The 15,057-nt window shown below is 57.2% G+C and carries 14 protein-coding genes; 10 read left to right on the top strand and 4 right to left on the bottom strand.

Going from position 1 to position 15,057, the window contains the following annotated elements; translation table 11 throughout:
• The first annotated feature begins 2 nt into the window (after window positions 1–2).
• A complete protein-coding gene (locus GS632_RS19070) occupies window positions 3–959 on the top strand; it encodes a substrate-binding domain-containing protein (RefSeq protein WP_171722359.1) in 957 nt (318 codons plus the stop codon).
• Between the two features lie 113 nt (window positions 960–1,072).
• Window positions 1,073–1,885: an IclR family transcriptional regulator gene (locus GS632_RS19065; RefSeq protein ID WP_171722360.1), complete on the top strand. Its 813-nt coding sequence runs from the start codon at window positions 1,073–1,075 to the stop codon at window positions 1,883–1,885.
• Between the two features lie 64 nt (window positions 1,886–1,949).
• Here GS632_RS19065 and GS632_RS19060 read toward each other — a convergent pair whose 3' ends face one another.
• From GS632_RS19060 to GS632_RS19045, 4 genes are read right to left on the bottom strand one after another with little or no spacing between them, the layout of a single operon-like run.
• The gene (locus GS632_RS19060; protein ID WP_171175741.1) at window positions 1,950–2,894 is read right to left on the bottom strand and encodes an ABC transporter substrate-binding protein; all 945 of its coding nucleotides are present in this window, start codon (window positions 2,892–2,894) and stop codon (window positions 1,950–1,952) included.
• Between the two features lie 47 nt (window positions 2,895–2,941).
• A complete protein-coding gene (locus GS632_RS19055; RefSeq protein ID WP_170423121.1) occupies window positions 2,942–3,949 on the bottom strand; it encodes an ABC transporter permease in 1,008 nt (335 codons plus the stop codon).
• The gene (locus GS632_RS19050; RefSeq protein ID WP_171175743.1) at window positions 3,946–5,472 is read right to left on the bottom strand and encodes a sugar ABC transporter ATP-binding protein; all 1,527 of its coding nucleotides are present in this window, start codon (window positions 5,470–5,472) and stop codon (window positions 3,946–3,948) included. Before GS632_RS19050 ends, GS632_RS19055 begins: the two co-directional genes overlap by 4 nt.
• 41 nt (window positions 5,473–5,513) lie before the next feature.
• Entirely contained in the window at window positions 5,514–7,067 is a 1,554-nt protein-coding gene (locus GS632_RS19045; protein ID WP_171175745.1) for a UxaA family hydrolase, read from the bottom strand.
• A gap of 84 nt (window positions 7,068–7,151) precedes the next feature.
• On the opposite strand from GS632_RS19045, the gene GS632_RS19040 reads away from it, so the two are divergent.
• From GS632_RS19040 to GS632_RS19005, 8 genes are read left to right on the top strand one after another with little or no spacing between them, the layout of a single operon-like run.
• Window positions 7,152–7,889, top strand: coding sequence for a GntR family transcriptional regulator (locus GS632_RS19040; protein ID WP_171175747.1), 738 nt, complete (start codon window positions 7,152–7,154; stop codon window positions 7,887–7,889).
• Window positions 7,886–8,938, top strand: coding sequence for an aldo/keto reductase (locus GS632_RS19035; protein WP_171175749.1), 1,053 nt, complete (start codon window positions 7,886–7,888; stop codon window positions 8,936–8,938). Before GS632_RS19040 ends, GS632_RS19035 begins: the two co-directional genes overlap by 4 nt.
• The gene (locus tag GS632_RS19030) at window positions 8,928–9,356 is read left to right on the top strand and encodes an RbsD/FucU family protein (protein ID WP_171175751.1); all 429 of its coding nucleotides are present in this window, start codon (window positions 8,928–8,930) and stop codon (window positions 9,354–9,356) included. Before GS632_RS19035 ends, GS632_RS19030 begins: the two co-directional genes overlap by 11 nt.
• A complete protein-coding gene (locus GS632_RS19025; protein WP_171175753.1) occupies window positions 9,353–10,183 on the top strand; it encodes an amidohydrolase in 831 nt (276 codons plus the stop codon). Before GS632_RS19030 ends, GS632_RS19025 begins: the two co-directional genes overlap by 4 nt.
• A 1-nt stretch (window position 10,184) precedes the next feature.
• Window positions 10,185–11,297, top strand: coding sequence for a fumarylacetoacetate hydrolase family protein (locus GS632_RS19020; RefSeq protein WP_171175755.1), 1,113 nt, complete (start codon window positions 10,185–10,187; stop codon window positions 11,295–11,297).
• Window positions 11,298–11,309: 12 nt separating this feature from the next.
• Window positions 11,310–12,824, top strand: a complete 1,515-nt coding sequence (locus GS632_RS19015) for an aldehyde dehydrogenase (NADP(+)) (RefSeq protein WP_171239101.1) — start codon at window positions 11,310–11,312, stop codon at window positions 12,822–12,824.
• The gene (locus GS632_RS19010) at window positions 12,821–13,576 is read left to right on the top strand and encodes an SDR family oxidoreductase (protein WP_171175759.1); all 756 of its coding nucleotides are present in this window, start codon (window positions 12,821–12,823) and stop codon (window positions 13,574–13,576) included. Before GS632_RS19015 ends, GS632_RS19010 begins: the two co-directional genes overlap by 4 nt.
• A gap of 18 nt (window positions 13,577–13,594) precedes the next feature.
• Window positions 13,595–14,437 carry a fumarylacetoacetate hydrolase family protein gene (locus GS632_RS19005; protein WP_171239102.1) on the top strand — a complete coding sequence of 281 codons (843 nt, stop codon included), beginning with the start codon at window positions 13,595–13,597 and terminating at the stop codon, window positions 14,435–14,437.
• Window positions 14,438–15,057 lie beyond the last annotated feature (620 nt).

The raw sequence follows: 15,057 nt of genomic DNA, 5'->3' as shown, positions 1-15,057 counted from the left end.
CTATGAAAAGAAGAGTATTTGGCAAGGGCCTGATGGCCGCCACCGCGCTCGTAACCTCGTTTTCGGCCTCGATGGTACTTGCGGCTGACAACTATGTGATCGGTTTTTCGCAGGTAACCACAGTTGAGCCCTGGCGTGTCCAATTCAACAAGGATCTGCGTGCCGAAGCGGACCAGCACGACAATGTCGAGCTGATCATTGCGGACGCCAACGACCGCACCGAAAAGCAGGTGGCCGATGTTGAGAACTTTATCCGTCAGGAAGTTGACGCGATCCTGATCTCGCCCAAGGAATCCGCTGGTCTGACCGGTGTGGTCGAGCAGGCAACAGACGCTGGCATCCCTGTCTTTGTTCTGGACCGCAACGTGGACACCGAAAAGTTCGTTCAATGGGTCGGCGGCGACAACGAACTGATCGGCCGCGAAGCCGGTAAGTTTGCGCTGGACCAGCTGGGCGGTGCGGGTGCAGCAAAAGGCACCATCATTGAGATCTGGGGAGGCCTGGGAACACAAGCTGCCCATGACCGCGCAAATGGTTTCCATGAGGCGTTTGAAGGCGAAAAAGGCGTGACCTTCCTGCTTGATCAGCAGTCGGGCGATTGGAAACAGGATCAGGCGTACGACATCATGTCGACCGCCCTCCGCAACTACGAAGACATCACAATGGTTTACGGCCACAACGATCCGATGGCTTATGGTGCATATCTGGCCGCCAAGGACGCTGGCCGCGCGGATGACATCATCTTCATCGGTGTTGACGCTTTGCCAGGTGAAGGCGTGACCTGGGTCGCCAATGGCGAACTGTCGGCCACATTCCTGTATCCAACTCCCGGTGCCGAAGGTCTTCGTCAGGCACTGAAACACCTGAAAGGCGAAGAGGTGCCAAAGTCGGTCGTCATGGGCACCGAGGCAATCACTGCCGATAACGCAGGAGAAATCCTGAAGAAAAACGGCCTGTAAGGACCAATCAGGCCGGTTTCCTTTCTCCTCCCTGTCGGGGTGGCCGGTCGGACACGCAGGGGCTTGCGCCCCTGCTGTCTTTTTTGAGAAAGCTTCGAAAAAAGGTGCCGCGAATGTCCGAGCAAAAAACGAAACTCCAAAAGTACTCGGCTCCCGCTTTGGAGAAGGGATTGGATATTCTTGAGTTTCTTTCTTTGTCGGACACTGCCCCTACCCTTTCTCAGCTTGCGCAGGGTATTGGCCGATCGAAGAACGAAATCTTTCGCATGATGATCGTGCTGGAGGAACGCGGATACATCGACCGCCAGGAAGGTGACCTGTTCAAACTAACTGGAAAGCTTGCTTTGCTGGGTGGAGACCGCACAGACAACAGCAAACTCGCGGAATTGGCTGAGCCCTATATGAACCGTTTGGCCGAAGAGATCGAACTGTCAAACCACCTTTGGGTGCCCAATGGAAAAGACGAGCTGATTGTGATCAACAGTGTCTCATCGTCCCAGAACTACGGTGTCACGGTGCAAGTCGGTTACACAACGCCCGTGTTTCAGACATCGGCCGGGGCGTGTTTTCTTTCGGAAATTTCCTCACGCGAAGATCGCTTAGCCTATCTTCGCAAAATTTCATCGGAGGAAAACCCAGACTCTCTGCAAGAGTTTTCTGATCAAGCGGCAGTCTGCGCCGATCAGAACTACATTTCGCTCGGCAGCCCCGAGAGCAACGCCATAAGCGAGATTTCGACACCTATCCGTCATGGTATGGGACAATCCGTGATCGCTTCACTGACGATTCCGCATTTCGCTTCCGCCCTGATCGACAACCGCCGCGAATTTGTCATTGATGCGCTAAAAACGACGGCGGCTCAATTGCAAGCCAGCGTAGCGACCCGAATGCCCCTGCCCCGCACGCCTTGGTATCAATTCACCTGAAAATCTGCAGATGAAACCATCCGGCCCGCCCAAAAGACAGGCCGGACAGCGTGAGTGGTGGTACTTAGTCGTACAGAACGGCCGAGATCTTCGGGTCGTCAATGTTCGAGGCATCGTAGTAGTAGAAGCCTGTGTCGATCAGACCTGGAACCTCTTCCCCGTTCAGAGCCGCCACCGCTGCCTTCACCGTCTCGTAGCCGATGCCGACCGGGTTTTGCGTGATCGCGCCGGCCATCAGACCGCTCTTGATTGCGTCTTTCTGGGCTTTACCGCTGTCATAGCCGATGATGATCAAACCCTCGGTGCCCAGTTCCTGAACGCCGTTCACAACACCGATGGCCGAACCTTCGTTGGTGCCGAAGATGCCATTCAGATCAGGGTTCGCCGTCAGGATCGCCTTGGTGACTTCGGTCGATTTCAGGTGGTCGCCCTGGCCGTACTGAACCGTGACAACTTCGATATCCGGGTATTTCTCGGCCATTCGGTTCACGAAGCCGTCGCGACGATCGATGCCGGTGCGGCTGGTCTGGTCATGCGCGACAACTGCGACTTTGCCCTTGCCACCAATTTTCTCTGCCATCTTGTCGGCTGCGAGTCCGGCTGCTGCCAGGTTGTCCGTTGTCGCGGTTGAAAGCGGAATGTCACTGTCAACGCCGCTGTCGAAAGCAATGATCGGAATGCCCTTTTCGTTGGCCTGCTTCAAAAGCGGGATTGCAGCTTGGCTATCCAGAGCGGCAAAACCAATGGCTTTGGGGTTGTTGGCCAGAGCGGCAGCCAGCATGTCGATCTGACGGTCCACCATGGTCTCATTGTCCGGGCCTTCGAACGTGATGGTGACATCAAATTCGTCAGCCGCCTGCTCCGCACCCGACTTCACGGCCTGCCAGAACTGATGCTGGAAGCCTTTGGATACCAGCGGGATGTAGATCTCTTCGGCCGCCGCCATCGAGGCGGGTCCTGCCAGGGTGGCTGCACTCAGCGCACCCAGAATGAAACGACGTGATAACATGTTTTCTCCTCCAGTTGGTCGTTTTGGTCTTTGAATTAGCTGCTTGGTCATCCCGATTTCTTGCGCCGTGCCATATCGGCATAGACGGCCAGGATGATGATTGCGCCGGTCACAACGGTCTGCCATTCCTGCGCGACGGACAGCACACGCAATCCGTTGGTCAGCACCGCCATGATCAGGGCGCCAATCAGCGTGCCCAGAATGGTGCCGCGCCCGCCGGACAGGGACGTGCCGCCGATCACCACGGCGGCGATCGCTTCCAGCTCGTAACCCAGCCCCAATGCCGGTTGCGCCGAGTTCAGGCGCGAGGCGATCAAGATTCCGGCGATGCCGCAGATCGCTCCGGCCAGCGCATAAATGCGCATCTTCCACATGTCGGTGTTCACGCCGGACAGACGCACCGCTTCCTCATTTGAGCCAAGCGCAAATGTATAACGGCCCAGAACCGTGCGCCCCAGAATGTACGATGCCGCGATGGCCACAAGGAACAGGATCAGCACACCGTTGGGGATGGGCAGCGAAGGGAAAACCTCTCCGATCAGTGACCCGCGCGAAATCAGGTCGAAGCCCGGCGTGTCGTTGAAATATATTGGCCGCGTCCCCGAGATCACCAGCGACAGGCCTTTAAGGATCAGCATCATCCCAAGCGTGGCGATGAAAGGCGGAATTTTCATTTTCGCGACGAAAGTGCCTGAGCAAAGTCCGCAAAATGCGCCCGCCGCAATGGCTGCGGCAACGCCCAACAGCAAGGGCATGCCGAGATACGTTAACACCACGCCCGCGATCACGGCGCAGAAGGTCATCAGCGTACCAACGGACAGATCAATCCCACCCGTGATAATGACCAGCGTTGCTGCGACGGCCAGAACGCCGTTGACCGACGTTGCCTGCAGAATGGCGATCATGTTCGAGGTCTGCATGAAGTTGGGTGATGCAATGGAAAAGCCGATCAGCAGAACGATCAAACTGGCAAAGGCCAACAGCTTTTGATACGCGCCACTGTCCGCAAGGCCCGAGAGTGGCTTTTTCTTTTCGATGTCGGTTGCTGTGGTCATTGGACTGTCCCTGTTACCTGCATCGCCGCCGCACGTTGCGTGGCCAGATGCATGATGTCTTCTTGTGTGGTGTCTTTTCCGCCGGGCAGAATGCCGGTCAGTCGCCCTTCACACATCACGGCGATGCGATGGCTGAGGCGCATGATTTCGGGCAGTTCGGATGAGATCACGATGATCGTCTTGCCCTGTCCCGCCAGTTCTTCCAGCAGCTTGTAAATCTCGGATTTTGCGCCGACGTCGATGCCGCGGGTGGGTTCGTCAAAGATCAGAATATCGCAGTCACGCAGCAGCCATTTGGCGATGACAACTTTCTGCTGGTTGCCGCCTGACAGCAGGCGAACCTCCTGCACATCCGATGGTGTTCGAATGCCCAATTGCTGGATGTAGCTTTTTGCGGTGTCGCTGATGTCTCCATCATGCAGAACTCCGCCTGCGCCGGTGAACAGGTCCATCGAGGCAAGCGCGATGTTGTCGCGCACGTTCATACCAGTGGCGAGGCCGAAGTGCTTTCGGTCTTCGGAAAGGTATCCGATCCCCGCTTTGACGGCGTCGGTGGGTGATTTGATCGACACCACCTGACCATGTACCCGGATTTCTCCGCTATCCTTGGGGTCGGCCCCGAAGATAGCCCGTGCAACCTCGGTACGACCTGCGCCCATCAGACCGGCAAAGCCCAGAATTTCACCCTTTTGGACCGAGAAACTGACGTCCTGAATTTCGTTGCTCCGGCTCAGCCCGGTGACCTGCAGAGACATCTCAGCATCACCCAGATCGGGCACGTCCAGCGGTTCTTCTTTGACCTCACGGCCGACCATCATGGCAATGATCTGGCTGATGGGGGTTTCGGCAGCACCAACTGTTCCGACATATTCCCCATCACGCATGACCGTCACGCGATCCGAGATCTGCTTGAGCTCGTCCATCTTGTGGCTGATGTAAACGATACCAACGCCCTCGGCCTTGAGGCGGCGAATGATGACGAACAGCTCGGCAATTTCGGCGTCATTCAGGGCCGCCGTAGGCTCGTCCATGATGAGCACTTTGGACCGAAAGGACAGTGCCTTGGCGATCTCGACCATCTGCTGTTTTGCGATGGTCAGGTTGCCCACCGGCGCCCTGGGATCGAGGCTGAGATTCATCGAAGCAAAGATTTCGGCTGTCTGCGCATTCAGCGCAGCCTCATCCAAACGACCAAAACTCTTGCGCGGTTCTCGCCCGATGAAAATGTTCTGAGCGACAGTCAGGTCATTCATCAGGCTCAGTTCCTGATGGATGATCCCGACGCCCAGATCCTGTGCTTCACGCGGGGTTGTCGGACTAACTTCGCGCCCTTCGATCTTCAGCGTCCCACCATCGCGCTGATAGATACCCGACAGGATCTTCATCAGCGTACTTTTCCCGGCCCCGTTCTCCCCCATCAGCGCGTGAACTTCGCCCGGTTCAAGATCGAACTGCACGGATTTCAGCGCGTGCACGCCGGGGAAGAACTTATCAATCCCCGTCATTTCGACCAATTTATTCATTTTCCCTCCCATGTGCCCCTCTCCCTTGGGCCCAACGCGGTTTACATCACCGCGCCGATTTGCCAGGGGACGAATTCAACGCCCCCAAAGCCAAGTTCCTCGCTTTTGGTCTTTTCTCCCGAGGCGACGCGGATGAGCATTTCAAACAGCTCTTCGCCTTTTGCCTCGATGCTGATCCCGTTGGTCACGATGTCACCGCAGTTCAGGTCCATATCGTCGGCCATTCGGGCATACATCTCGGAATTGGTGGCCAGTTTGATACAAGGCGTCGGCTGATATCCGGACACCGACCCGCGCCCAGTGGTGAACACGATCAGGTTCGCGCCCGAGGCCACTTGTCCGGTCACCGAACACGGATCAAAACCGGGGCTGTCCATGAAGACAAACCCGTGCTTGTCTACCATCTCACCGAATTTGTAGACGTCGCGCAGAGGAGCTGTGCCGCCTTTGGCAACGGCTCCCAGCGATTTTTCAAGAATGGTTGTCAGGCCACCGCGCTTGTTGCCGGGGCTCGGGTTGTTGTCCATCTCACCGCAGTTGCGGGCGGTGTAGTCCTCCCACCAGTGGATACGTTCGATCAGCTTTTCACCAACTTCGACCGTTTCGGCCCGCCGCGTCAGCAGATGCTCTGCCCCGTAGATTTCCGAGGTTTCCGACAGGATCGTCGTGCCCCCGTGGCGCACCAGCAGATCCGAGGCATACCCCAGCGCGGGATTCGCAGTGATCCCCGAATATCCGTCCGAGCCGCCACATTGCATGCCGACCGTAATGGCACTGATCGGAGCGGGGGCGCGTTCGGCTTGATTGGCCAGTTCGGCGATGCCTCGCAGTTCTTCGAGCCCCCGCTCGATTGTGCGCCGCGTTCCGCCCTCATTCTGAATAGTCATGTAGCGCAGGGCACCGTTAGCGCGGATTGGACGACCGCCAACCAGGTCTGCGACCTGCATGACCTCACACCCCAGACCAATCAGCAGGATACCCCCGAAATTCGGATGCTGGGCGTACCCGGACAGGGTTCGGAACAGGGTGGCATAACCCTCATCCTTGCCGGACATTCCGCAGCCGGTCCCATGCACAATAGGCACCACGCCATCCACATTTGGGAAGCTGTCCAGCAGCCCGGATTTTTCCGCCGCCTCAGCGATGAAGCGCGCCACGGACCCCGAACAATTCACGGTGGTCAGAATACCGATGTAGTTTCGGGTTCCCACCTTACCGTCGGTGCGATGGTATCCGTCGAATGTCCGCTCTTCAGTCAGAGCAGGCAGTGGCGCGTTCGCGCTGGCATGTGCGTAGTCTTGCTGATGCGCCCCCATGCCAAGGTTGTGCACGTGGATATGTTCACCCGGTGCGATATCACATTTAGCCTGCCCGATAATCTGGCCATAGCGAACAACGTTTTCGCCAGCCTGGATTGATGACACCGCAATCTTGTGACCGCGGGTGACAGACGCGGTCAAGGGCACTGGAACATGCGCTGGTTGTTCACCCGCCTGCAGGTCGCGCAAAGCAATGACGATATTGTCCTGCGGATTAAGCTTCACGACGTCGCGCGTCGCCTCTTCCAAAACATCTATGCCGCCGTGTGCTTGCATCTCTTCCCCGCTTGCTTGGCCAATGTTGCTAAATCCAAAATCACTACTTGTCAACTAACATGTTAGAATGCTAAATTGCTCAGCATGAACAAACACCAAGATATTGATGCTGCGCTGCTGCCCGAGATCACGACTATCGAAGGGCCACTGACTCAACGGGTTCACCACTCTTTGAAACAGGCGATTCTCTCGCTTGATTTCCCTCCCGGGGCGAATCTCCGGAAGGCGCCAGTGTGCGAGAGATTGGGCGTATCTCGAGCACCTGTTGCCGACGCGATCGCGCGTCTGGCCTCCGAAGGGCTGGTGGATGTGGTGCCGCAATCCGGCACCCGCGTGTCCTATTTCTCGATGGATGAAATTCGCGAAGGCGCTTTCCTGCGCGAGGCGCTTGAGCTTGCAACCGTCGCGAAGGTCGCACGCGATCTGACCGACGATCAGCGCAAACGGTTGAGCCGCAACATGCGTCTGCAGGAACTGCTGATCGAGGATGAGGACATCCCTGGCTTTTATCAGGCAGACGAAGAGTTCCACGGCTTACTGATGGAGTTCACCGGATTCCGCCGTCTTGCGGACGTTGCGCAAACCGTATCGTTGCAGGTCAGCCGCGCCCGTATGTTGCTGCTGCCGACACCCGGCCGAATAGCTGAGACATTGGCAGAACACCGGGCGATTTTCGAAGCAATAAGCAATCGCGACGAACAGGCTGCGCAGGACGCTATGCGTACCCATCTTGGGCAGTTGATGCCGCGCATCGAACAACTGGAAAAGCAAAATCCCGATTTGTTCAACCTTACTCCACAGTCGAATAGCGAGGCAGGATGATCGTTTCCCAGACAGAATTACTGAACAACCGTACCACACGGCCTGTTCCCCTGACCCGCATGGGTTTTGGCGGGGCGCCGTTGGGGAACCTGTATCGCAAAGTCTCGGATGAGGACGCGCAGGCGGCGTTGCAGGCCGCCTATGATGCAGGCATCCGATTTTTTGACACCGCGCCGCAATATGGGCTTGGCCGGTCAGAACATCGGTTTGGGCAGGCGATCGACCGGTTCGGTCGCGAGAACATTCAACTCTCAACCAAGATTGGTCGCTTGTTACTGGATTGCGAACCGCATGAGGTGACACCCGAAGCCTTCGTCGATGTGCCACAGAAACGGATCGTGTTCGACTATACCTATGACGGAGTCATGCGGTCTTACGAGGCCAGCCGCGACAGGATCGGTGTAGCCAACTCTGACATTCTTTTGGTGCATGATGTCTGTGTCTTCAGCCAGGGCAGCCAGGAAATGTCGGACGCCAAGGTGCGCGAGCTTTTTGATGGCGGGGGTTATAAAGCGCTAACCGAACTGCGCGACGCAGGCGAGATCGCTGCAATCGGCGCGGGCGTAAACGAATGGCAGGTCTGCGAAAGGCTGCTTGGACTGGGGGATTTTGACGGGTTCCTGCTGGCCGGGCGCTATACCCTGCTGGAGCAGGAAGCGCTCGACAGTTTCCTGCCATTATGTGAGCAGCGCGATGTCGGGATCATCCTCGGGGGACCTTACAATTCAGGCGTTCTCGCCACTGGAGCTGTGCCCGGCGCTAAATACAATTATGCAGACGCGCCCGAAGACATTCTAAACCGGGTCCGTAAGATCGAAGCAGTTTGCGCGGCCCACAACACACCGTTGATCGCTGCGGCGTTGCAATTTGTTCTGGGTCATCCGTGCGTCAAAACAGTGGTGCCTGGAGCCGTCAACGCATCCGAAGTCCAGTCCAATGTGGCCTTGATGGAGCGCGACATTCCTCCTGGTCTTTGGTCGGATCTACGATCCGAAGGTCTGATCCGACCGGACGCGCCTCTGCCAAGCGAGGCCGCCGATGCTGCGTAACATCGACCCGATCCTGTCGCCGGAGCTCCTGTACACCCTCAGGGCCATGGGTCACGGGGATGAAATCGTCATAGCAGACGCGAACTTCCCGGGTTCCAGTAGCGGCCCGAACTGCATCCGGGCGGATGGATCTTCGGCCAGTGAAGTGTTGCAAGCTGTTTTGTCCGTGATGCCGCTGGACACCTTCGTTCCTGATCCGGCGTTGACCATGCAGGTTGTCGGCGACCCGGAGGCGGTTCCCGACGCAGTCGCGGACTTTCAAAGTATCATCGACAAGACTGCCGACAACCCGGCCAAAGTTCAGGGCTTGGAACGGTTTGCATTCTACGACCGTGCAGCCAACGCTTTTGCCATCGTTCAGACAGGCGAGCGCAGGCTTTATGGCAACATCATCCTAAAAAAGGGTGTGATCGGATGAGAATCGACGCGCATCAGCATTTCTGGGCTTTGGCGCGCGGCGACTATGGCTGGCTGACGCCTGCTCTGGACACGATCTACCGAGATTTCACGCCAGACGACCTAATGCCCCTGCTCAAAGCTGCCGGGATCAATAGCACGGTCCTTGTCCAGGCGGCACCCACAGTGGCAGAGACCAAATTCATGCTCTCGCTGGCTGACCAAAATGCGTTTATCAAAGGTGTTGTCGGCTGGGTTGATTTTGAAGCCGTTGATGTTGGCGTGCAAATTGCTGCTTTGGCCGCCCACCCAGCACTGGTTGGCCTTCGCCCGATGATACAGGACATTGCTGATCCTTTGTGGATGCTCGGCGACACACTGCCTCCAGCTTTCGAGGCTGTCCAACGGTATGACCTGACATTCGATGCATTGACCTTGCCCCAACATCTGGGCCCGCTCAGACAACTTCTTCAGCGCTACCCCGACTTGCGTGTGGTCATCGACCATGGGTCGAAACCGTTGATCAAAGACGCAATCTTGCATGATTGGTCCGACAACATGTCGGCCTTGGCCCGGGATACAAACGCATGGTGCAAGCTGTCCGGCCTCGTGACCGAGGCTGCCGCAGATTGGACGATCGAAGACCTGCGCCCCTACGTGGATCACCTGCTGAACACTTTCGGCCCGTCGCGTCTAATCTGGGGCAGCGATTGGCCGGTTTGCACCTTGGCCAGCAGCTACGAGCGCTGGTGTGAAACCACCGATACGCTCCTGAACCAGCTGAGCAACGACGAACGCCAGGCGATCATGGGTGGCAATGCCACCCGCGCCTATAACCTCAGGGATTAAAATGACCATACCTACATTGGAACCAAACGGGCTGTGGCTCGGCCGTGTTGAGCGTGCAGGGGTTGGGCCCAGCGTGGTAACCCTGCGCAATGGGCAGGTTGTCGATATAACGTCAAAAACGGCACCAACCGTCCGGGACATTCTGGAACGCGAAGACGCGACAGACTATGTGCGCAATGCACAAGGTGAAGAAATCGGCCCTTTTGACGCCGACCACCAATGGCTCGCGCCGTGCGACCTGCAGGCGGTTAAAGCCTGCGGTGTCACATTTGCGGGCTCCATGGTCGAACGTGTGATCGAAGAACAGGCCGCAGGCGATCCTGCCAAAGCCGATGCCATCCGCGCGCGCATCGGAGACCGGATCGGGGACAGCCTTTCCAACATCGTACCGGGATCGGACGCCGCCGCAGATGTAAAAGAAGCACTGATAGCTGAAGGCCTCTGGAGCCAGTATCTGGAAGTCGGGATCGGCCCCGATGCCGAGGTGTTTTCAAAGGCGCAGGTACTTTCGTCAGTCGGCTTCGGTGCAGATATTGGACTGCACCCCGTTTCAACCTGGAACAATCCCGAACCCGAAGTTGTACTGGCCGTTACCTCAAAAGGCGAGATCAAAGGCGCAACGCTGGGCAATGATGTGAACCTGCGCGATGTCGAAGGACGTTCAGCTCTGTTGTTGAGCAAAGCCAAGGACAACAACGCCTCCTGCGCGATCGGACAGATGATCCGGTTGTTCGATATTGGGTTCACACTGGACGATGTACGTCAAGCTGAGCTGACGCTGACCGTCACCGGGCCGGATGGGTTTGTCCTGAACGGCAGCTCATCGATGTCCCAGATCAGCCGCGATCCTGCCGATCTTGTGAAGCAGACAATCGGACGCCACCACCAATATCCTGACGGGCTGATGCTGTTTCTTGGCACACTCTTCGCCCCAACCCAGGACCGGGATACCCCAGGCGGTGGATTCACACACAAACTTGGCGACGTCGTCACCATCGCCAATGCACAACTTGGGGCACTGACCAACACCGTGCGCCTGTCGACGGAATGCCCGGAATGGACGTTTGGGGCGTCACACCTGATGCGAAACCTCGCCCATCGCGGCCTGCTGTAAGTGAGAACGAATATGTTATCTGGAAAACACCTGATCGCCGGCGAATGGGTCGGCGCAGATGCGACTTTTGCATCCGAACCTGCGCATGGACCAAGCCATGACTTTTCTGTGGGGACAGCGACATTGGTCGATAACGCAGTAGAAGCGGCCGAGGCAGCGTTTGCCACTTTCGGCTGGTCCTCGCGCGCCGAGCGCGCCGCATTTCTGCGCAAAATCGCGGAGGAGATTGACGCGCGTGGAGATGCCATTACCGAGATTGGCACTCAGGAAACCGGCTTGCCCGAGGCGCGTCTGCAGGGGGAACGTGGCCGTACCGTCGGCCAGCTGCGCCTCTTCGCCGATCACATCGAAGCGGGTGATTATCTGGACATGCGCCATGACCCGGCGATGCCGGATCGCGCACCCTTGCCCCGCCCCGACTTGCGCATGATCCAGCGCCCGCTGGGGCCTGTTGCGGTATTCGGCGCGTCGAACTTCCCATTGGCCTTCTCGGTTGCTGGGGGCGATACCGCCGCGGCACTGGCCGCAGGATGTCCGATTGTCGTTAAAGGTCATTCGGCCCATCCCGGCACGGGCGAGATCGTGGCGCAGGCCATCGACGCCGCCATCAAGGCGACCGGGGTTCATCCCGGAGTGTTTTCACTGGTTCAAGGCGGCAAACGGGACGTGGGCACGCGCCTGGTGCAACATCCTCTGATCCGGGCCGTAGGTTTCACTGGCAGCCTTGGAGGTGGACGCGCATTGTTTGATTTGTGCGCGCAGCGGGATGAACCCATTCCGTTCTTTGGCGAGCTGGGCTCGGTCAATCCAATGTTTATCTTGCCGCAAGCAGCGGCCGCGCGAGGGGCCGAGATCGGCACAGGTTGGGCCGCTTCGCTGACGATGGGCGCCGGTCAGTTCTGCACCAATCCCGGCATTGCCGTTATCATTGATGGGCCTGATGCTGAGGCGTTTCAGTCCGCAGCTGAGACCGGGTTGTCTTCGGTGGCTGACCAGACAATGCTGACCGATGGAATTGCGGCAGCCTATCGCGACGGCGTTTCGCGCATCGCCGCCGGAACAGGTGTTTCCAAGATCATGGGCACCAGTTGCGAGACACGCGATGCCGCGCCTTACTTGTTCGCTGTTTCCGGCGATGACTGGCTGGCCGACCACAAGCTGCAGGAAGAGGTTTTCGGACCATTGGGCATTATCGTGCACGTGAATGACACCTCTCAAATGCAACAGATCGCGCGCACCATCGAGGGGCAACTGACCTGCACACTGCATCTGGACGCAGGCGACAGACCCGACGCTCAGGCGCTGCTTCCGCTGCTGGAACGAAAGGCGGGCCGCCTACTGGCCAACAGCTTCCCGACCGGCGTTGAAGTGTGCGACAGCATGGTTCACGGCGGCCCCTACCCTGCCTCAACCAACTTTGGCGCAACATCCGTTGGCACATTGTCGATCCGGCGCTTTCTGCGGCCGGTCTGTTATCAGGACATCCCAACGGATCTTCTACCCGAGAAACTGCGAGGCAACCAATGACGACATTCGAACCATCGAACCGGCTTGCAGGCAAAACCGCCCTAATCACAGCTGCCGGGCAAGGCATTGGCCGCGCAACCGCCGAATTGTTTGCGGCCGAAGGCGCACGCGTGATCGCCAGCGACATCAACGATGCTTCTCTAACCGAATTGGGCGGCATCGCGGGTATCGAACAGCTCAACCTGGACGTAACAGACAATGAAGCTGTGACAGCCGCTGCGGCCGACCTGCCGAATCTGGACATTCTGTTTAACTGCGCAGGCTATGTTGCGGGAGGCTCTATCCTTGAGTGTGAAGAACAGGATTGGGACTTCAGCTTTGACCTCAACGTCAAAGCCATGTTCAGACTGATCCGCCTGACCCTTCCGGGAATGCTTGAAGTCGGCGGTGGGTCAATCATCAATATGTCTTCAGTCGCATCATCCATAAAGGGCGTACCTAACCGATTTGCCTATTGTGCATCAAAGGCAGCGGTAATTGGCCTGACCAAATCCGTGGCCGCCGATTTCGTAACTCAAGGCATCCGATGCAATGCGATTTGCCCCGGCACCGTTGACAGCCCAAGCCTGCATGACAGGCTGCGCGACACGGGAGACTACGAAAAGGCAATGACTGATTTCATTGCCCGTCAGCCGATGGGCCGAATTGGCACCGCGGAAGAGATCGCAGAACTGGCTCTGTATTTAGCCAGTGATGCAAGCAAATACACGTCGGGTCAGCCTTTTGCCATTGATGGCGGCTGGACGATCTGAGCAGGAAGGAACCTCACAATGAAACTGCTACGTTATGGTGCCAAGGGCGCTGAAAAACCCGGTATTTTGGGGTCGGACGGCTCAGTGCGTGACCTTTCCGGCGTTATCGATGACATCTCGGGCGACACACTTGGCGACACAGTTCTTGAGAAATTGCGGGCAACAGATGCGGACAGCCTACCGGTGGTAGATGGAGATCCACGCATTGGTCCTTGCGTTGGCAATGTCGGCAAATTCATCTGCATAGGTCTGAACTATGCCGATCACGCGGCAGAAAGCGGCATGGAACTCCCTGCTGAACCAGTGATTTTCTTCAAGGCCACCTCGGCCATCATCGGCCCCAACGATACGGTCGAAATCCCGCGCGGCTCGGTCAAAACCGACTGGGAAGTGGAGCTGGGCGTGGTCATCGGCAAAGAGGCCAAATACGTATCCGAGGCCGAAGCCGTGGATCACATAGCCGGGTATTGCGTGGTCAACGACTTGTCAGAACGAGATTTTCAGCTCCATCGCTCGGGTCAATGGGTCAAGGGAAAGTCCGCCGATACGTTTGGCCCAATCGGCCCCTGGCTGGTGACAAGAGACGAGGTGCCAGACCCGCAAAACCTGCCGATGTATCTTGAGGTGAACGGGCACCGGTATCAGGATGGTTCAACCAAAACGATGCATTTTGGTGTGGCAACCGTCATTGCGCATCTATCGCAGTTTATGTCGCTGCAACCCGGGGACGTGATTTCGACAGGAACACCGCCTGGCGTGGGTATGGGGCAAGAACCTCAGACTTATCTGAAGCCAGGCGATAAAATGGAACTGGGGATTGAGGGGCTGGGCGTCCAGCGACAGGATGTCATCGCGGGATAGTGGAAACTCAGCCATTGCCCGCTGTATCTCGACGCCACTGGTTACGGCAGCGACAACCGAAGAAAATTCGACAAGAGCACCATCCCGCATCAACTTGACGAGTCGCCCTTAATGTCTTGCAATTTCGGGATCAAAATCTCTGAACGCAGAGTTTAGAGAGCGGACAATACCCTTGCTTCGTCGCTGCCCATCAACGACGAACACCCAACGACGTCGGCAGCCATAATAGCGGCGCGTCGACGATGCACAGGACCCGCCTGCTTACAGTCTAACGGATGTCACGAAATCTCGACCATGCATGTCCTTCTGTTAGTCCAACTAATTTGGCTGCCATGGCACAGACTGAATTTCTGCTTCGCCTCGATGGCTCCTACTGTTTGCAGACGCAGCGAAAGTCAGCTTTTCGCCCAATCCCGCGCAAGTCGTATCACCGGCGAGCTCGCTAACGTCCAAATAGTCAAAAGCGAAAAAGTGAAGCACAATACTGAACACAAAACGATTTTTGAACACTGCCCATTGACCCCATTTCCTTTATTTTGTTAATTTTCAATATGTTGACAAAAAATCCTACCACCCCAGCCAGCTCATCAGAACATGGAACAACGACAGGCACTTGGGTC

Origin of the sequence: Ruegeria sp. HKCCD7296 (assembly GCF_013110775.1) — a bacterium.
In the GTDB taxonomy this organism is placed as follows: domain Bacteria; phylum Pseudomonadota; class Alphaproteobacteria; order Rhodobacterales; family Rhodobacteraceae; genus Ruegeria.
The sequence above is the reverse complement of the archived record's forward strand: the minus strand, read 5'-3'. Positions and strand labels throughout refer to the sequence as shown.